A 17,666-nucleotide genomic window follows, 5' to 3' on the forward strand; every position below is an offset into this window, starting at 1 on the left:
CCCCCCCCCCCCCCCCCCCCCCCCCGCGGGGGCTACGCGGTCCCGCCCGGGACGGCCGGGGGCGCGAACAGCACCCGCGCGCGGAGCTGACGGAACCCGGTTCGTTCCAGCTCGGCGAGCACCGCGACGCGGTGGGCGTCCACGTCGGCGATCACCTCCCGCGCGCCACCGTCGGCGAGCACCCGGACCGCCTCGGCCAGCAGTTCCCCGCGTGCCGCGTCGTCGAGCAGGCCGAGGTACGCCAGGAGCGGGTAACAGGCGTCGCCGGCCGTGCCGACCAGGCCCACCGGCCGGCCGTCCACCAGGCCGACGCGCCAGCCGTCGGTCGACTCCCCCAGCCAGGCCAGCGGATCGGTGGCCAGGTCGACACCGCCGACGGCACGCGCGATCTCCAGGCCGGTCAGGACGTCGGGCTCGGCGACCCGGGCGACCAGGGCGTTGATCTCGGCCAGGTCGACGGGTGGGCGGAACGTGTACCGGCCGGAGGTCGCCGGCAGCGGCGTGCCCGTCCACGAACAGCGCAGCCGCTCACCCGCCTCGACCAGGCCGGCGAGCCGGGCCGCCGCCATCGGCGGGGTGACCACCGCCAGCACCTCGGGTCGCCGCCGCCAGTGCGCGGGCAGGGCCGCGTAGTAGCGACCGGGGCCGCCCAGCGCCTCGTGGGCGGCATGCAGCAGCGCGGCGCCCACCTCGGGCTCGGCGGCCAGGTCGAACCGCTCCAGCCACGGCGCGCCCACCGCGCCGGGTGGGCGGAGCCAGGCCGCCCGGGCGACGACCTGGCCGCCGCGCAGGGCGATCCAGGTGGTCTCGGGTCGGTAGCCGCCGCCGGCGATGCCGTCGGCGTACGGGACCTGCCGCAGTTGGGGCAGCGGGTCGGCCATGGAGTCGAAGAGGTTTTCCTCGCCCGCGACGAGCGGGCGGATGAGCAGGTCGGACATGCGGTGACCCTCCGGAGAGCGAGCGCCCCGGGTCAGCTCCGCGTGGACGCCGGGGCGCGGAGGGGGCGCAGAACATCGGACATCGTTCTGACCTCCTTCCGGCTCGACGGCGTGCCGCCACGATACGCGAGGCGTCGTCGACGCTCAACGTCCGCTTCAGAGCGTCGGGTTGGTCTGCGCGCCACGCAGGTGGGCGCGCCCGTCGACCACGGCGATCACGGCCAGGATCAGCGCCGCCAGGCCGGCCACCGCGACCGGTGGGAGCAGGACGCTCGGCAGCGCCGCGACCGCCAGCGCCAGCGCGCCGATGAACAACATCTGGCAGCGCGGCGCGACGGAGTACCGGCGCTCCAGGTAGCTGCGGCCGATCAGGAACAGCACCGGGCCGCCGAAGATGACGACCACCAGCGCCCAGTCGATGGGTGGGTGCGGATCCTCGATGACCTGCCCGAAGCCGACGGCGGTGCAGATGATGCCGCCGACGATGAACAGCAGGCTGTAGCTCGCCAGTCGGGCCAGCTCGATCCCCTCGCCGCCGGCGCTGCCGCTGGCCTGCTTACCCGGCCCGACGTGGTAGAAGTAGAGCCGCCAGAAGGAGACCGTGGCGACGAACGCCGCCACCAGGGTGATGGTCCGCTCGGTCGAGAAGCCCGGGAAGCTCACGGCGGCGCCGGCTTCGAGCACCACCTCGGCCAGCGCGATCATGAAGAACTGGTTGTACCGCTCCGCGAGGTGCACCTGGGAGACCGCGGCCAGGTCGCCGATCGGCGCGCGGCCGATGCGCGGCACGGGCCAGTGCACGGCCGCCCCGATCAGCTCGACACCGAGCGCGAACGACCAGAGGATGCCCCGGCCGAGGCCACCGTCGATGCCGCCACTGATCCAGAGCACGCCGGAGACCGAGTGCCAGACGAGCACCCGGTACGAGAACAGCTGCGCCGGATGGCCCCGCAGCGCGAACACCAGGTAGAGCGGTCTGCCGAGCTGGATGACGACGTACGTGCAGGCGAAGATCACGCCACGCGCACCGAAGGCCTGCGGTAGCGACACCGCCAATACCAGCGTGCCGAACATGGTGGCGAGCAGGACGACCTGGAGGTCCGCCCGGCGCGGGTCGTACGTGCTGGCCAGCAACGCGTTCAACGACCAGATCATCCACATCGCCGTGAAGAACAGCAGCGTCTGTCCGGCCTCGGACAGCAGGGTGTGCCGGACGATGGTCAGGTCGTCCGCGACCCGTCCGGCGAGACGGGCCAGCGCGAAGACGTAGACGATGTCGAACAGCAGTTCCAGGACGGTCGCCGACCGTGGGCTCGTGCTGTCGGCCAGGCCGCGCATCCAGGTGGGCGTCAGCATGGCCGCACCCCCTAGTACCGGTTTAGGGCACCTTATCCCGGTACGGGCGGCGGTTAGGCCGGTTCGCCCGCAGGCTGGTCGACATGGTTGCGCCACGAGTGCCGGGGTTCGTAGCCCAGCAGCCGCCGCGCCTTGTCGATGCTGAGCAGGGTCTCGTGTTCGCCCAGCTCCTTACGGATCTCGACACCCGGGTAGACCTCGGCCATCAGGTCGGCGCTGGAGCGGGTCATGACGGTGTCGGCGTTGGCGATGATGAAGACGTCCGCGCCGGGACGGTCGTACGCGAGGGCCCGTTCGACCGCCTGCGCGCCGTCGCGGGAGTCGATGTAGCCCCACAGGTTCCACCGTCGCGCCCGCGGGTCGGCGTCGAACGACGGGAACGGCGCGTAGTCCTCGACGTCCATCACGTTGGAGAAGCGCAGGCCCACCATGACCAGCTCCGGGTCCCAGCGACAGAAGTGCCGCGCCATCTCCTCCTCGAGGGCCTTGTTCAGCGAGTACGTCGACTCCGGCCGGGGCGCGTACTCCTCGTCGACCGGCGCGTACGGCGGCGGGGTGTCGAACGGCAGCCCGAGCACCGTCTCGCTGGACGCCCACACCACCCGCTTGATGCCGGCGGCCCGGGCGGCGGCGAAGACGTTGTACGTCGCGGCGGAGTTGTTGGCGAAGGTGACCGCGTTCGACTGAAGTCCGGGCGCCGGAACGGCGGCCAGGTGCACGACCGCCCCGATGCCACCGGGATGCTCGTCCGCACCCCCGGTGAACGCCTCGACCACCTGCCCGTAGTCGGTCAGGTCGGCGAGGAGGAACTCGCCGCCCACGTCGCGCGGGTCGCGTCCGCCGGCACGGTCCACGGCCAGCACGTCGACGCCGACGCCGCGCAGGTGGGCGACCACGGCGCGGCCGAGCTTGCCGGTGGCGCCGGTGACGACGACACGTCCGGGGAGTACGGGATCGGTCATGGACCCATCCTCGCCGGCCCGCCCCGGCGGCCCGCAGGCGGGTGCGCACCGGCGAGCCACGCCGCATCGATCAGGAATCGAGAAGTCTCCGCGGCCGGCCCCTCCCTAGCATGACCAGCATGGACATCACCATTCACACGACCGTTCTCCCGCACGTCGACCCGGACGCCTCGGTGGCCTTCTACCGCGATGTCCTCGGCTTCGAGGTCCGCAGCGACGTCGGGAAGGGCACGATGCGGTGGATCACCGTCGGCCCCGTCGAGCAGCCGGGCACATCCATTCTGCTGGCGCCCCCGACCGCCGACCCGGGCATCACCGAGGACGAGCGGCGCACCATCGCCGAGATGATGGCCAAGGGCACCTACGGGTGGATCCTGCTGGCGACCCGGGACCTGGACGCCACCTTCGAGAAGGTGCAGTCCGGCGACGCCGAGGTGGTCCAGGAGCCGACCGAGCAGCCGTACGGCGTGCGGGACTGCGCCTTCCGCGATCCCGCCGGCAACATGGTCCGCATCCAGGAACTGCGCTGAGCCCATGTGTATCGCCGCCTGGGGGCGCGCACGCGCCGAGGAGCAGCGCCTGAACGACCTGGCCCGACCGGGTCACGCGCCGGACCTGCCACTGGTCACGGCGGGGACGACCGAACCACTGCGGAACCACGAGGCCGACGGGGGACGACATGGCGAGCGCGCCACCGCGCAGCCGTGAGGAGCGGCTGAGAGACACCCGCGGGAGACTGGAGAACGACGTCGACCTCTGGGTCGCCACGGCGGGCTCCACCGGCGGCGCGCACCTCGTCCCACTCTCCTTCCTCTGGGACGGGAGCGTGTTTCTCATCTCAACGCCACGCGCCTCGGTCACCGGCCGCAACCTGCTCGCCGATGGCCGGGTGCGGCTCAGCCTGGGCACGACGCGGGACGTCGTGATCGTCGACGGCGCGGCCGAGGCGGTGGACACCGCCGACCTCGGCCACCAGAGGCGAGCGGCGTTCGCCGCCAGGACGGGTTTCGACCCGAGCGGAAGCGCGGAGCCCTATCAGTACTTCGTGATCCGGCCGCGGCGCGTCCTGGCCTGGCGGGAGGCGAACGAGCTGAAGGGACGCGTCCTCATGCGCGACGGCGGGTGGCTCGCCTGAGTCACCCGGCGATCCGCGTCCTGGCGTGCGGGGAGCGGCCGGGTGCGTACCGTGCAGGGGGTACCCGATCATGTGAGGAGAAGAGCCATGTCCAAGCCACCGCTCCCCGAGGCCGCGGTCGAGATGCTCTTGAAGCCGAACCCGGCTGTCATGACCACGCTTCGCAATGGTGGTCAGCCAGTGTCCGCCGCGACCTGGTACCTGTGGGAGGACGGCCGGATCCTGGTGAACATGGACGAGAGTCGCCGCCGCCTGGAGCATGTCCGCAACGACCCCCGGGTCTCCCTGACGGTGCTGGACGAGGCCGGGTGGTACACCCACGTGAGCATCATCGGGCACGTCGCCGAGCTACGCCCCGACGAGGACTTCGCGGACATCGACCGGTTGGCCCGGCACTACACGGGCAATCCCTATCCCCGGCGTGACCGGGGCCGGGTCAGCGCGCTGATCGAGATCGACCGGTGGCACGGTTGGGGGTCGATGAAGGACAACAGCCAGGTCGGTTGACCGGCGCCGGCGGTGGCGCACGGGCGGCTCTTGACCGCAGAGCGTGATCGGCTTAACTTCATCAATCAGATAAGTGTCTTTACTAATTCTGTTTGATCCCTCGTGGGAGTGCCGATGCGTCAATTGCGCCACCGCCGCCTCACCGCCGTCGTCGCCCTGGCGACCCTGCTGGTCACCGCCGCCCCGCCCGCCGCCGCGAACGCCACCGCGAAGCCCGACCGTCAGCCCGGCTACCACCGGGTCGGCTACTTCACCCAGTGGGGCATCTACGGTCGGGCCTTCCCGGTCAAGAAGCTCGACACGTCCGGAGCGGCGAGCCGCCTCACGCATGTCAACTACGCCTTCGGCAACATCAGCGAGGACGGCCGCTGCTACCTGGACGGCGGGCCGGGCGAAGGCGACGCCTGGGCCGACTACCAGCGACCGGTGCCCGCCGAGGAGAGCGTCGACGGCATCGCCGACGCCCCCGGGCAGGCGCTCAACGGCAACTTCCACCAGCTCGCCAAGCTCAAGGCGAAGCACCCCCAGCTCCAGGTGCTGATCTCGCTGGGCGGGTGGAGCTGGTCGACGTACTTCTCCAACGCCGCCCGTACCGACGCCTCCCGCAAGGCGTTCGTCGCCTCCTGCATCGACCTGTACCTCAAGGGCAACCTCCCCGGCGCGCCGGGCGCCGCGGCCGGCGTCTTCGACGGCGTCGACCTCGACTGGGAGTGGCCGAACTGGGACGGAGAACCCGGCAACGTCATCCGCCCCGAGGACCGGGAGAACTTCACCAAGCTGCTCGCCGAGTTCCGCCGGCAGCTCGACGCGTACGGCCGCAGCACCCGCGCACACCACCCGCTGACGGCCTTCCTCCCCGCCAACCCGGCCGCCATGGACGCCGGCTACGAGGGCCGCAAAATCTTCAAGTACCTGGACTTCGCCACCGTGCAGGGGTACGACTTCCACGGCGGCTGGGACGCGCGGGCCAACCAGCAGTCGGCGCTGCGGGTGCCGGCCGGCTCGCCCGACAACCCGGACTTCTCCGTCGAGGTGGCCGTCGACGGGTGGATCGCCCGCGGCGCGCCACGGCACAAGCTGGTCCTGGGCATCCCCTACTACGGTCGCGGCTGGACCGGCATCACCGGCGGCGGCAACGGCCTCTTCCAGCCGGCCACCGGGCCCGCGCCGGCCGCCTTCGAGGCGGGCAACGAGGACTACAAGAACCTCAAGACCCTGCCCGGCAAGGGCTACACCGTGCACCGCGACCTGCGCGCCGGGCACGCCTGGCTGTTCGACGGTACGACCCTCTGGACGTACGACGACCCGGCCGTCGTGTTGCAGAAGACGCTCTACATCCGACGGACCGGTCTGGGCGGGGCGATGGTCTGGTCGCTCGACGGTGACGACGACAACGCCACCCTGACCAAGACGATCGGCCTCGGCCTGACCACCTGGTAGGGCACCCGACCCGCAGCGTTCCCCGGCCCGCCGCCGACCGTGACCCGGTCGACCGGCGGGCCGGAGCCTGTCACTGGCTGCTCCACCGCTCGCTGAACCGCCAGGCCGGGCTCCCGTCCGGGCGGGTCGGCCGCTCATCGTCGTGCGGACCGGGGGCGGCGACTCCGTGCAGGGTGGCACCCGCGAAATGCGACAGGGAGTGCAGGACGCTGGCCCTGTCGTGCGGGAAGTGGCGGATGTCGGCCACCGTGAAACCGCCGAGCTCGGCCGAGTAGCCGAACTCGCGCGGTTTCTCCACCTCTGGATAGTCCCGTTTGAAGGCGACGGCGAGTACGTTGCCGGCCACGAAGATCCGGTCCAGGTGGTGCCAGGCGATGAACCGGTTGTGCGCGCTGCTCCGCATGCCGATGCCCTGTGTGGACAGCGCGACGACCAGCGGCCGTCGCGCCAGCGCGAGGTGACCGGTCAGGACATCCCGTGCCTGCACGACGACCAGGGCACCGATGGCGAGGAACCCGGCCAGCAGCCACACCTCACCCAGCGCATGCGACTCGACAGGCATCCGCCACCAGGCGACCCGCCGATTGTCGGCCTCGACCAGGTGCAGGGCCACCCAGCCGCCCATGCCTGCGCCGATGGTCAGCGGAACGAGCCACCACGCCCGCAACCTCTCGCTGCGGTAGTAGAGCCACCCACCCAGCCGCCACGACACGAAGAGGACGACGCAGAGCAGGACGAGAGAGATCGCCGTCGGCTGGCGGGCCATCTCCATCGCTGCATGGACGACGAGTGCCATCGGCGGGTACGCCACAATGACACCCCACACCATGATCGCCAGGCCCCGCTTGACTCTGGCGTCCGCCGGAAACCCCGCCCGTACGTCTCGGCCGGAGGTCGCCGCGAGCACGGTGGCGAGCACCACGGCGACCGGCTCGAAGAACGTGAGCAGCAGTCCGGCGTCGACCCAGCCCGCCCTGGTGGCCGGTGTGGCGACGGCGACGAACCACGTCAGCAGGAACGCCACGTACAGCACCGCCACGCCGGCGGACAGCGCGAGCCGTCGCCAGTGCCTCGCCAGCAGGGCGCGGTGCAGCGGGTGGAACAGCCGCTGCGGTCGGCGCAACGTGTCCAGGACCGGCCGCGCCCCGGTCGGCGCGGGCAGGCCACCGCCCGGAGCGACGGCAGGCGTGGTCGCCGACCGCGGCGGCGCGGCGCTGGTGCCCGGACGCAGCACCAGGTCGGCCGCGAGGTCGGTGTTGCGTTGGCGCGGACGGGGCAGGCCCCGGCTCGGCAGGGTCACCGCCAGGTGGCGGTATGCCGCGCTCAGGGTCAGGTCCTCCCCGTCGGGGTGGCCGTCCCGTAGCGGTGGCCCGTACCGCAGCAGGTTGAGCAGCTCGCCGGTGAACGCCGTGTGTTCCGCGCCGACCGGGGCGATGGCGGCGACGTTGTCGGAGGTCGCGGTCAGCGTGAACGTGCCCTGGATCTCGCTGCGGTCGGCGAGCCCGTTCTCGACGTCGGCGGCGGACATGGTGTGGAGCGCGCGGCCCGCGAAGCAGCAGTCGAGAATCAACACCCGGGTACGCGCCGGGCTGTCGCGCATCGCGTCCCGGATCCAGTTGAACGGGATCGCCGTGTACTTCAGCCACTCCGGCCGAGGGTTCGTGCCCGACAGCGCGAGGAACAGCTCCCCGTTGTCATCGAGGAGCCCGTGGCCCGCGTAGTAGACCACCAGCAGGTCCTCGGCCTCCCCGCACCGCTCGGCGATCGTCACCCCCGCCTCACCGGGATGCGCGAGGTCGAGCAGTTGGGTGCAGCGTTCCACGCTGACCAGGTCGACCGGCGCGGTGGTGACCAGTCGGGCCAGCTCGGTGACATTCGCCCGGACCGCCGGCAGATCCTCCAGCGCCGAGTTGGTGTGTGTGGCGGTGCCGATCAGCAGTGCTGTCGACCGCGTCGGGTCGGGACGGCTCACGGATCGTCGGATCCGACCGGCGGCGCGTGCTCCGCCAGGGCCCGCACCGCCGCCTCGACGAGGGCGGTGACCTGGCCCATGTCCCGGGCACGGCGTACGTCCAGTTCCGCCGACCAGCCGTCCGGATGGGTGAGTCGCACCGTCACGTCCTCACGCCGGTGGGTCAGCCAGCCGGCGATCGACTGGACCAGCACCATCGCCGCGCCGCCACTGCCGACCGCCACCAGCAGCACGTCCGCCGCTCCGGCGGACATCTCGTCGGCCGGGATGGTCGAGTCCGGGGCGGGAGCGGAGGTCACCCTCCCACGGAGCCGGTCCTCGGAGCGCAACCACGACGCGAGGGAACGACGAGCATCGGCGGAGGGGAGATCCGGGTGGACCGAGAGCGTGATGGTCTCCTGAGACGCGGGCACCGTCTTCTCCTTTCGGTGAAGGCAAACCCCACGCCCTCATCCTGCCAGGCAGCGTCGCGATCGGGCAGCCCCGGAGAGTCACCGGAGTCGATCAGAGCTTGACCGCCGACTCGGCCGATCCATAGGCTCCGGCCACTGCGAGGCTTTCCCCCAAGAAGGGAACCCGAGACATGGCCCCATCGTCGCGTCCGCTCTGGACGGTCCCTGCGAGGCGGTTGGCGGGCGTCGCCGCGATCACGCTCCTGCTCGGCACTACTCCCCTGCTCGGCGGCACGCCGGCCGCGAGCGCCGCCCCGCCGTCGAGATGCAGCAGCGACCCGACCGCCCGGCTGGTCGACGTGCCGAGCCCCGAGACGGCACTCGGCTTTCCCCTCGGTAGCGGCCAGGAACGGGTCGTCACCAACGACGAGGTCCGCGCGTACCTCGGGGCCGTCGACCGCGCCTCCGACCGGGTCGTCACCGGCGTGCTGGCCACCAGCGTGCTCGGGCAACCCCTGCCGTACGCGGTGGTGTCCAACGAGCGCCACGTACGCCCGTCCGCGCTGCGGAAGATCGCCGACGACGTACGCGACCTGCGTGATCCCCGCCGGACGAGCGCGCGCACGGCCGCCCGTACGGCGAAGGACAGCCCGGCCATCGTCTGGGTCACCGCGAACGTGCACGGCGGCGAGAAGAGCGGCACCGACGCGGCCCTCAAGACGCTGTACGAGCTTGCCGCCGGCCTGTCCTGCGAGGTCGCCCGGCGCAACGACAACCTGGTCACCGTCATCGTGCCGACGCAGAACCCGGACGGCCGCGACGCGACCCGACGGCAGAACGAGTACGGCTTCGACCTGAACCGGGACTGGTTCGCCCGCACCCAGCAGGAGACCGACGGCAAGCTCGAACTGCTGCGCCGCTACCCGCCGCAGGTGTTCGTCGACGCGCACGAGATGGGCGGCCGGCAGTACTTCTTCCCGCCCAACGCCGACCCGATCCACCATGAGATCGCCGGCGAGGCGGTGGACTGGATCAACCGGATCGGCGAGGCCAACAAGGCCGGCTTCGGCTACAACGGCGCCTGCGACGACACGGTCACCACCGAGTGCTACTTCAACTACGACACGTACGACATGTTCTTCATGGGCTACGGCGACACCGTGCCGACCACCGGTTTCGGCGCGGCCGGCATGACCTACGAGAAGGGCAGCGCCTCGGCCGTCGCCGACCGGGTGCAGCAGCAGTTCCACACCCAGTGGTCGACGCTCGGCTGGGCCGCCGCCCACAAGCGCGAGGTGCTGGACGGCTACTTCGACATCTGGACCGACGCGCTCGCCCAGGGCCGGGCGGGCACCCTCGAACCGAACGAGGTGGTGCAGCCCACCAACGAGGTCCAGTTCCCGGTGCCGGCCGTCCCGATCCGCTCGTACTTCCTGCTGCCCGACCGGCAGCTCGCCGACGTCCGCCGGCTCGTCGAACGGCTGCGCCGCATGGACGTCGAGGTGTACGAGGTGCAGAAGCCCACCCGGGTGCCCACCGCGCGGGTGTTCGGTGGCCGCAGCGGCACGAACGTCACGGTGCCCAGGGGCGCGTACTGGATTCCGATGGACCAACCGCAGAAACACTGGATCCAGGCGATCATGGGCGAGGACCCGTACGTCCCGTTCCCGTACTTCTACGACGTCTCGTCGTGGAGCAACCCGCTGCTGATGGGCGTGTCCACCCTCTACACCGGAGACGACGTCCGGCCGAAGGCCCAGCCGGTCCGGGGAATCTCCGGCGGCCGCAGCGGGCCGGCCTGGCCGTGGGGCTCCTACACCTACCCGCTGGACTCGGCCGCCGCCGCGGAACTCACGTTCACCCTGCTGGGGCGCGATGTGCCGCTCACCCGTGACCTGGCGACCAACACGGTCGCCGTACCGGCGAGCAGGTGGAACCGTGCGGCCGACGAGCTGGCCCGCTCGCTCGGCGTCACCCTGACCCCGGCGGGGCGGGTCACCGGCACCCGCCTGAGCCTGCCCGACGTGGGGCTCTTCCAGGGCACCGGCATCTCCACCACGTCCGGTTCGCACGGCGAGGCCCGTTACGTACTCGGCAAGCGGTGGGGACTCGACCTGAAGCCGGTCACCACGGCCGACATCAACGACAACACCGAGGCGTTCACCGGCCGTACCGTGCTGCTGGTCCCCGACGGCAGCAGCCCCACCGGCGGCCTGACCGCCGCCGGGCAGGCCAACCTGCGGGACTGGATCGCCCAGGGCCACACCTACGTCGGGCTGCGCAACGAGGGCACCCGGCTGGCCCGCGCCGCCGGCCTCACCTCGACGACCGAGAAGGCCAAGCCGGCCGACTACCTGGTGATCGGCTCACACCTGCGGGTCGACGTCGCCACCGACAACCCGGTCGCCCTGGGTCGCCCCGCCGAGGACTTCGAGTTCAACAACAGCGACCCGATCCTGACCCCGACCAGCACCGGCACGAACGTGCTCAGCTACCCGGCCGGTGACACGTTCTGGGCCAACGGTTACACCGTCGGCGCGGACACCCTCAAGGGCACGGCCGCCGTCGTCGACGAGCCCACCGGCGCCGGCCGGGCGGTGCTGTTCGCGTTCAACCCGCTCTTTCGGGCGTACAACGAAAACGGTCTGCACCTGGTGGCGAACGCGCTGCTGTACCCCGCCGGCGAACCGGGCGCCCGACGCACGCCGGGCGTCGACGCGGCGCGCGCCGGCGCCGCCGTCGCGCCGGTCGCGGCGGACCTGGGCGGCGGCTGGCGACCGATCACCATCGAGGTGGCGGCGACGGACCTGCCGCGCGCGCGGACCATCGTCGAACGGTTCAGCACCGACGCGCGCACGGCCGCGAAGGGCACCTCGGCGTACGTCGTGATCCCCAACCCGCAGGGCCTCCAGGCCGACGAACACCCCTTCACCAACGATCTGGTACGCGCGCTGCGCGCCGCCGGAGTGCCACTGCGGTCGGTGGTCGCCTGACCGTTTCCGCACAGCAGGGCTGGCGGGGCGGGCGGCGCTTGCCGGCTGCGTCGCGGATGAGACCGGGACGGCCACCGTGACCGTACGACAGACGGGCTGACTGCGGTGGGCTGTTCCTGTCCTGACGAGCGTGATGCCTGTGAGTCATCTAGATGCCTCACAGGCATCACGCTGTCGGCGGCGGTGTCAGCCGCTCGCGCAGACGGTGCCGTTCAGCCGGAACGCGGTCGGCAGCACGTTCGGCCCGCTGTACGCGCCGACGAAGCCCGCGCTGACGGTGGCACCGACGGCGATCTGCCGGTTGTCGTTGGTCGGGGTCACCCGCACGGCCGTGCCGACCTGCTCCCACGTCGCGCTCCACCCGCTGCTCACCTGCTGCCAGCCGGTGGGCCAGGTCCAGGTGAGCGTCCACCCGCTGATCGGACGGGTGCCGTTGTTGGTGATCTCGACGCCGCCGATGTAGCCGTTGCCCCAGTCGTTGGCGGTGCTGAACCGGACGGTGCACGCGCTGGTCGTCGGGCTGCCGGTGGCGAACGTCAGCGGCGGCGAGGCCCAGGACACCCGGCCGGCCGTGTCCCGGGCCAGCACGTTGACGGTGTACCGGCTGCCCGGCGTCAGGTTGCCGACCGTGAACGAGGTGCCCGCCGTTTCGCCGAGCTGCTCGCTGACCGCGCCGTTCTGCCGGTACACTTCGTACTTGGCGATCGGGCTGGCACCGGCGGTGGCCGCCGGCCAGGTGATCGTCGCGGTCCGGTCGGTGACGTCGCTCGCGGTGGGTTGGCCGGGCGCCGAGGGCCGCCCGGGGGTCGCGCCGGCTGGTTGCAGCACGAGCGTCGTCAACGAGTACGGCGGCAGCGTGCGGCTGGTCGCCGAACCGGACTGGTCGGTGGCGACGCCCGTCGCGCCGTTGGTCAGGGTGTGCACGGTGGGCGCGGCGGCCGACGGCGTGAACCCGGCGTAGTCGATGGTGACCGGGTGCGCGTTGTCCGGGTCCTTGTTGAGCAGCAGCACGGCCACCTCGCCGTTGGCCCGCCGGACGGCGTGCGCGGTCACCAGCGGCTCGTCGCTGCCGGCGCGGACGAACTGGTCGCCGGTCCTCGCGAAGAGCTTCATCATGGTCAACGCGTGGTACGGCGCGAAGGGCGTGTTCAGCGGCGGCTCACACACCGAGCCGTCGGCGGTGCAGGTGCCGCTGGACAGCAGGCCGAAGTCGTTGTAGTCGGTCTGGCCCGCCACCTCGCTCACCGTGCCGATGCCGTTGTGCACGTTCCACCACTGGGCGGTGAACACCCCGTTCTCCAGCAACCCGCTGTACGCGTCGGCCAGGAACAGGGCTCCCGGCTGGGTGGTCCGGCCGACGTCGACGTTCAGCTCGGTGAAGCTGATGCCGATCCGGTCGGCGTCCGGGCCCGCGTACCGGGTGAGCTGCTGCCGAAGCAGGTACGTCGCATCGGGGAGCTGGTTGGTGCGGGTCAGCGACTCGGCGGCGGTGCCACCCGGATACCAGTGCACGTCCACGAAATCGATCTTCGGGCCGGCGAGGGAGAGCACGGTCTGGTTCCAGGGGCCCGGGTCGCCGCCGGCGGTGATCCCGTCCGGCCAGTTGCCCGGCATGGTCACTACCGCTCCCACCTTGATGCTCGGGTCGACCGCCTTCATCGCGTCGGCGTACTCGACGACCAGCCGCGCGTACTGGCTGGCGCTCTTGTCCGGGTGGTCGTCCGCCTCCCACGCCGACCCGTAGAGCCCGTTGCCGTAGTTCTCGTTGCCGATCGTCCAGTACCGCGCTCCGTAGCCCTTGGTGACGTTGGCGTAGCGCACCCAGTCGGCAGCCTCCGCCGGGGTGCTCGTGCCGTAGTTCGCGATGATCATCGGCTGGGCGCCGACCCGCTTGACCGCCGCCATGAACGTGTCGAAGTCGGTGTTCGGCGCGACGTACCCGCCGGGTGCGGTGTGGTCCTTCCAGTGGTAGATGTCGGCGTACGAGCCGCCGGGATAGCGCATCATCTGCACGCCGGCGTCGCGCAGCAGGTCGGACGTCCCGGCGGTGCCCAGGTTCTGGTCCCAGATGGCGTGGTTGACGCCCAACGCGGTGTCGGACACGGTCGCCAACCCGGCGCGGACGTTGACGGTCACCGCGACGGCGTCGGGGTCAGGCTCGGCGGCCGCCAACGCTGTCGACGGCGGGATGCCGGTGAGCGCGCTGGTGGCGAGCAGCACGCCCGCCAGGAGCGCCGCACGGCGGTTCGGTTTGCGCATGGCTGGGTTCCTTTGCGGCGAGAGACAGTACGTCACACGGCGAACGGCCCCGGCGTACCGTCGCTCCTGTCCCGTCCCCCACGACCGTGCTCCGGTCCCGGCTGCCCAGCGGACGGGTGTCGGCCCCGCGCGGCGGGTCATCGACGGCCAAGAATGTCACGGCGGTTCCGGGCAGCTCAAGAGGACACCCCACCCGGCGGGACAAATGTCCTGGCCGACCGCGTACCGGTGACTCTGCCCGTGCCGCGCCCGCCTGGCTAGCGTGACGGCCATGGATGACACAGCGGTACGCCTCAGCGGTCTCACCCGCCGGTTCGGGCCGGTCCGCGCCGTCGACGGACTCGACCTGACGATCGCCCGGGGCAGCACCGTCGCCCTGCTCGGCCCCAACGGCGCCGGCAAGAGCACCACGATCTCGCTCATGCTGGGCCTGGACCGGCCGGACAGCGGAACCGTGCGCCTGTTCGGTCGTACACCGGACGAGGCGGTCCGGGCCGGACGGGTCGGCGCGATGCTCCAGGACGCCGGCTGGGCGCCGAGCGCGACGATCCGGGAGGTCGTCGACCTGGCCCGGGCGCTGTACCCGCGCGCGCTCGACACCGACCGGATACTGGCGTTGGCCGGGCTGACCGAACGCGCCGGTCGCCGCCTCGACAAACTCTCCGGCGGCGAGGCGCAGCGCGCACGTTTCGCGTTCGCGCTGGCCGGCGACCCGGACCTGCTGGTCCTCGACGAACCCACCGCCGCGCTCGACGTCGCCGCCCGGCGGGCGTTCTGGGCAGCCATCGACAGGTACACCGCCGACGGGCACACCGTGCTGTTCAGCACCCACCACCTGCACGAGGCGGACGAGTTCGCCGACCGGGTCGTGGTGCTCGCCGCGGGACGGGTGGTAGCCGACGGGCCGCCCGCGCGGATCCGTGCGCTGGCCGGCGGCCGTACCGTCTCCTTCGACCTGGACGGCCGGCCGGTCGACGGCCTCGACGCGCTCCCCGGGGTCCGCTCGGTACAGGTCCGGGGCGATCGGGTCGCCCTCACCACCGACGATGCCGACGCCACCGTCCTCGCGCTCGCCGGCACGCGCGGCTTCCAGGGCCTGGAGGTCACCGCCGTCGCCCTGGAAGCCGCCTTCCTCACCCTCACCGCGACACCGACGGAGCACTGACATGCGCGCGTACCTGCGATTCGAACTGCGCCGACTGACCCGCGACCCGCGGCTGCTGCTGTTCACCGTCCTCACGCCGGTGGTCACGTACCTCATCTTCTCGGGCGTCGGCCCGGGCGGTGAGCGACTGGAGGGCGTCGACGCGGCGGTGGCCCTCATGGTCGGCCTGGCCGGCTACGGCGCGGTGGCCGGCGTGCTCTCGGTGGGCGCGTCGGTCTCCCAGGAGCGGGCCTCCGGTTGGCTGCGCCAACTCCGCGTCACGCCGCTGCCCGCCTGGCGCGCGGTGACCGCGAAGGCGCTGGTCTGCACCCTCAGCGGGGTGCCGTCGGTGGTCGCGGTCGGCTGCGCCGGACGCATCCAGCACCACGTCGAGCTGGACGCCGGCCGGTGGGCCGCGCTGCTGCTGCTGATGTGGGTCGGCACGGTGCCGTTCGCCCTGCTCGGGCTCGCCATCGGGTACGGTCTCGCCCCGCAGCTCGCCCAGCCGGTCAACTTCCTCGTCTTCCTCGGCCTGTCGGTGCTGGGCGGCCTGCTGGTGCCGGTGGCGTACTTCCCCTCCGTGCTGCGCCATCTGGCACACGCCCTGCCGACATACCGGTTCGCCGAACTCGGTTGGCGGTCGGCCGCCGGGCTGGCGCCCACCCCGTCCGGGCTCGCCGTGCTCACCGGGTGGACGCTGGCGTTCACGGCGCTCGCGGTGTGGGCGTACCGGCGGTCCACCGTTCGCCGGTGACCCCCGATACGGTGTCCACCATGCCGTCGGGCACGACCGGCTTCAGCCGCAACCGTCGCGGTCTCCTGCTGGTCGCCGCGCACACCCTCTGGCTCTGGCTGCTGCTGACGCCGGCCGCCGCGATCGCACACGGGCAGGTGCGCCCCGCCGCACCGGCGGCGGCGGGACTTGCCGTCTTCGCCCTGCTCTATCTCGCCCTGGTGGCCGTACCCGTGGCGGACCTGGCCGTCCGACCAGCCGTGCACCACGGCGGGCTCGTGGTGTTCGCGCTGCTCGGGACCGGACTCGCCGTCGCGTACGGCGGCGGGCCGGAGGGCTGGCTGGTCCTCTTCCTGTACGTCGCCACGGTCGGTGCGGTCGCCTTCGTCCGCCCGGCCTGGGGGTTCGGGTGGGTCGGCGGATCGGTCGCCGCCATCGTGGTGATCGGTACGGCGCATCGGTTGCCGGCTGCCGACACCGCCCAGATGGCGCTGATCACCGTGCTCGGGGGCACGCTGACGTTGGCGTTCGCCCGCATGGCACGGCTGGTGGAGGAGCTGCGGCGCACCCAGCGGGAGCTGGCCCGCACGGCCGTGGAGCAGGAACGGCTGCGTTTCGCGCGCGACCTGCACGACCTGCTGGGTCATACGCTGTCCCTGGTGGTGGTCAAGGCGGAGGTGGTACGGCGGCTCGCGCCGACGGACCCGCAGCGGGTCGTCACCGAGGCGACGGACATCGAACGGATCGGTCGTACCGCGCTCGCCGAGGTGCGCGAGGCGGTCACCGGCTACCGGGAGCGCAGTTTCGCCCGGGAACTCGACAGCGTCCGTGCGGCCCTGGCCGACGTCGGGATAGCCGTCACCGTCCAGGGCGTGGACCGTCCGCTCGGGGTGGAGGCCGACGACGCGTTCGGTTGGGTCCTGCGGGAGGGAGTGACGAACGTCGTGCGGCACAGCCGGGCGTCCCGCTGCGACATCGAGATCGCCTCCGACGGCGACGAGACGGTGCTGACCATCCGCGACGACGGGGTGGGTGGCCGACCGCAGCTCGGCAACGGCCTGCGCGGCCTCGCCGAGCGGCTGGCGCAGGCCGGCGGGACGCTGCACGTCGGCCCGGCCCGCGACGGCGGGCTGCTGCTCACCGCCCGACTACCCCACCCGCCCGCCGGGCGGTGGACGTCGTGATCCGACTCCTGCTCGCCGAGGACCAGGGCATGATGCGCGGCGCGCTGGCCCTGCTGTTGAACCTCGAACCCGACATCGAGGTCGTGGCCGAGGCCGCGACCGGCGCGCAGGCCACGCGGGAGGCCCTTCGGGTACGCCCCGACGTGGCGCTGCTGGACATCGAGATGCCCGACGGCAGCGGCCTCGACACCGCCGCCGCGCTGCGCGACCGGTTACCGTCCTGCCGGGTGCTGATCCTGACCACCTTCGGACGGCCCGGCTACCTGCGCCGGGCCATGGAGGCCGGTGCCCACGGCTTCCTCGTCAAGGACGGGCCGGTGCAGGAGTTGGCGGTGGCCGTGCGACGGGTGCTCGCCGGTGAGCGGGTGATCGACCCGACGCTGGCCGCCGCCGCCCTCGCGGCCGGCCCGAACCCGCTCACCGACCGGGAGCGCCAGGTGCTCGCCGCCGCCGTGGACGGCGCCACCGTCGCCGACGTGGCCGCCGCGCTGCACCTGTCCGAGAGCACCGTGCGCAACTACCTGTCCGCCGCCATCGGCAAGACCGCCACCCGCAACCGCATCGAGGCGGCCCGCACCGCCCGCGCCAACGGCTGGCTCTGAACAAACCGAGCGCGTACGCCTCTGGACAACACGCAGCAGCTGCAGGCAG

15 protein-coding genes are annotated in these 17,666 nt (G+C 72.1%); 9 read left to right on the plus strand and 6 right to left on the minus strand.

What is annotated here, in order from left to right; all coding sequences use genetic code 11:
* Positions 1-32 precede the first annotated feature (32 nt).
* From AC3EN4_RS27910 to AC3EN4_RS27920, 3 genes are all read right to left on the minus strand, one after another.
* A complete protein-coding gene (locus AC3EN4_RS27910; protein WP_435209110.1) occupies positions 33-938 on the minus strand; it encodes an acetyltransferase in 906 nt (301 codons plus the stop codon).
* A gap of 156 nt (positions 939-1,094) precedes the next feature.
* On the minus strand, positions 1,095-2,294 hold the full coding sequence (locus AC3EN4_RS27915) for a low temperature requirement protein A (protein ID WP_435209112.1): 1,200 nt from the start codon (positions 2,292-2,294) through the stop codon (positions 1,095-1,097).
* A gap of 53 nt (positions 2,295-2,347) precedes the next feature.
* Entirely contained in the window at positions 2,348-3,256 is a 909-nt protein-coding gene (locus tag AC3EN4_RS27920) for an NAD-dependent epimerase/dehydratase family protein (RefSeq protein ID WP_435209114.1), read from the minus strand.
* Between the two features lie 119 nt (positions 3,257-3,375).
* Here AC3EN4_RS27920 and AC3EN4_RS27925 point away from each other — a divergent pair, with 119 nt between their 5' ends.
* The 4 genes from AC3EN4_RS27925 to AC3EN4_RS27940 all read left to right on the plus strand — a co-directional run bounded on the left by AC3EN4_RS27925 (position 3,376) and on the right by AC3EN4_RS27940 (position 6,338).
* Positions 3,376-3,786 carry a VOC family protein gene (locus AC3EN4_RS27925; RefSeq protein WP_435209116.1) on the plus strand — a complete coding sequence of 137 codons (411 nt, stop codon included), beginning with the start codon at positions 3,376-3,378 and terminating at the stop codon, positions 3,784-3,786.
* A gap of 149 nt (positions 3,787-3,935) precedes the next feature.
* Positions 3,936-4,391 (plus strand): pyridoxamine 5'-phosphate oxidase family protein, encoded by a 456-nt coding sequence (locus tag AC3EN4_RS27930; protein WP_435209118.1) that lies wholly within the window; start codon positions 3,936-3,938, stop codon positions 4,389-4,391.
* 87 nt (positions 4,392-4,478) lie between these two features.
* Positions 4,479-4,898 carry a PPOX class F420-dependent oxidoreductase gene (locus tag AC3EN4_RS27935; RefSeq protein ID WP_435209120.1) on the plus strand — a complete coding sequence of 140 codons (420 nt, stop codon included), beginning with the start codon at positions 4,479-4,481 and terminating at the stop codon, positions 4,896-4,898.
* A gap of 114 nt (positions 4,899-5,012) precedes the next feature.
* On the plus strand, positions 5,013-6,338 hold the full coding sequence (locus AC3EN4_RS27940; protein WP_435209121.1) for a glycoside hydrolase family 18 protein: 1,326 nt from the start codon (positions 5,013-5,015) through the stop codon (positions 6,336-6,338).
* 70 nt (positions 6,339-6,408) lie between these two features.
* Here the strand turns inward: AC3EN4_RS27940 and AC3EN4_RS27945 are convergent, their stop codons facing one another.
* Together AC3EN4_RS27945 and AC3EN4_RS27950 are read right to left on the minus strand one after the other, a co-directional pair.
* Complete coding sequence (locus AC3EN4_RS27945) at positions 6,409-8,310, minus strand: caspase family protein (protein ID WP_435209123.1); 1,902 nt, start codon at positions 8,308-8,310, stop codon at positions 6,409-6,411.
* On the minus strand, positions 8,307-8,723 hold the full coding sequence (locus AC3EN4_RS27950) for an effector-associated constant component EACC1 (RefSeq protein ID WP_435209125.1): 417 nt from the start codon (positions 8,721-8,723) through the stop codon (positions 8,307-8,309). The genes AC3EN4_RS27945 and AC3EN4_RS27950 overlap by 4 nt, the downstream gene beginning before the upstream one ends.
* 170 nt (positions 8,724-8,893) lie before the next feature.
* On the opposite strand from AC3EN4_RS27950, the gene AC3EN4_RS27955 reads away from it, so the two are divergent.
* Positions 8,894-11,695, plus strand: coding sequence for a M14 family zinc carboxypeptidase (locus tag AC3EN4_RS27955; protein WP_435209127.1), 2,802 nt, complete (start codon positions 8,894-8,896; stop codon positions 11,693-11,695).
* 186 nt (positions 11,696-11,881) lie between these two features.
* Here AC3EN4_RS27955 and AC3EN4_RS27960 read toward each other — a convergent pair whose 3' ends face one another.
* Entirely contained in the window at positions 11,882-13,954 is a 2,073-nt protein-coding gene (locus tag AC3EN4_RS27960; protein ID WP_435209128.1) for a cellulose binding domain-containing protein, read from the minus strand.
* A gap of 271 nt (positions 13,955-14,225) precedes the next feature.
* Between AC3EN4_RS27960 and AC3EN4_RS27965 the strand changes: the two genes are divergently transcribed.
* Genes AC3EN4_RS27965 through AC3EN4_RS27980 form a run of 4 tightly spaced genes read left to right on the plus strand, consistent with a single transcriptional unit; the run spans position 14,226 to position 17,617 of the window.
* Complete coding sequence (locus AC3EN4_RS27965) at positions 14,226-15,119, plus strand: ABC transporter ATP-binding protein (RefSeq protein WP_435209130.1); 894 nt, start codon at positions 14,226-14,228, stop codon at positions 15,117-15,119.
* 1 nt (position 15,120) lies between these two features.
* Positions 15,121-15,852: an ABC transporter permease gene (locus tag AC3EN4_RS27970; protein ID WP_435209131.1), complete on the plus strand. Its 732-nt coding sequence runs from the start codon at positions 15,121-15,123 to the stop codon at positions 15,850-15,852.
* Positions 15,849-17,015 (plus strand): sensor histidine kinase, encoded by a 1,167-nt coding sequence (locus AC3EN4_RS27975; RefSeq protein WP_435209133.1) that lies wholly within the window; start codon positions 15,849-15,851, stop codon positions 17,013-17,015. The genes AC3EN4_RS27970 and AC3EN4_RS27975 overlap by 4 nt, the downstream gene beginning before the upstream one ends.
* A complete protein-coding gene (locus AC3EN4_RS27980; protein ID WP_435209135.1) occupies positions 17,012-17,617 on the plus strand; it encodes a response regulator transcription factor in 606 nt (201 codons plus the stop codon). The genes AC3EN4_RS27975 and AC3EN4_RS27980 overlap by 4 nt, the downstream gene beginning before the upstream one ends.
* Positions 17,618-17,666 lie beyond the last annotated feature (49 nt).

The organism is Micromonospora sp. bgisy143 (assembly GCF_057708145.1).

What these genes read in the sequence shown, in the direction of transcription:
- AC3EN4_RS27910 (WP_435209110.1), bottom strand. Translation starts at nt 938, where the DNA reads ATGTCCGACCTGCTCATCCGCCCGCTCGTCGCGGGCGAGGAAAACCTC.
- AC3EN4_RS27915 (WP_435209112.1), bottom strand. Translation starts at nt 2,294, where the DNA reads ATGCTGACGCCCACCTGGATGCGCGGCCTGGCCGACAGCACGAGCCCA.
- AC3EN4_RS27920 (WP_435209114.1), bottom strand. Translation starts at nt 3,256, where the DNA reads ATGACCGATCCCGTACTCCCCGGACGTGTCGTCGTCACCGGCGCCACC.
- AC3EN4_RS27925 (WP_435209116.1), top strand. Translation starts at nt 3,376, where the DNA reads ATGGACATCACCATTCACACGACCGTTCTCCCGCACGTCGACCCGGAC.
- AC3EN4_RS27930 (WP_435209118.1), top strand. Translation starts at nt 3,936, where the DNA reads ATGGCGAGCGCGCCACCGCGCAGCCGTGAGGAGCGGCTGAGAGACACC.
- AC3EN4_RS27935 (WP_435209120.1), top strand. Translation starts at nt 4,479, where the DNA reads ATGTCCAAGCCACCGCTCCCCGAGGCCGCGGTCGAGATGCTCTTGAAG.
- AC3EN4_RS27940 (WP_435209121.1), top strand. Translation starts at nt 5,013, where the DNA reads ATGCGTCAATTGCGCCACCGCCGCCTCACCGCCGTCGTCGCCCTGGCG.
- AC3EN4_RS27955 (WP_435209127.1), top strand. Translation starts at nt 8,894, where the DNA reads ATGGCCCCATCGTCGCGTCCGCTCTGGACGGTCCCTGCGAGGCGGTTG.
- AC3EN4_RS27960 (WP_435209128.1), bottom strand. Translation starts at nt 13,954, where the DNA reads ATGCGCAAACCGAACCGCCGTGCGGCGCTCCTGGCGGGCGTGCTGCTC.
- AC3EN4_RS27965 (WP_435209130.1), top strand. Translation starts at nt 14,226, where the DNA reads ATGGATGACACAGCGGTACGCCTCAGCGGTCTCACCCGCCGGTTCGGG.
- AC3EN4_RS27970 (WP_435209131.1), top strand. Translation starts at nt 15,121, where the DNA reads ATGCGCGCGTACCTGCGATTCGAACTGCGCCGACTGACCCGCGACCCG.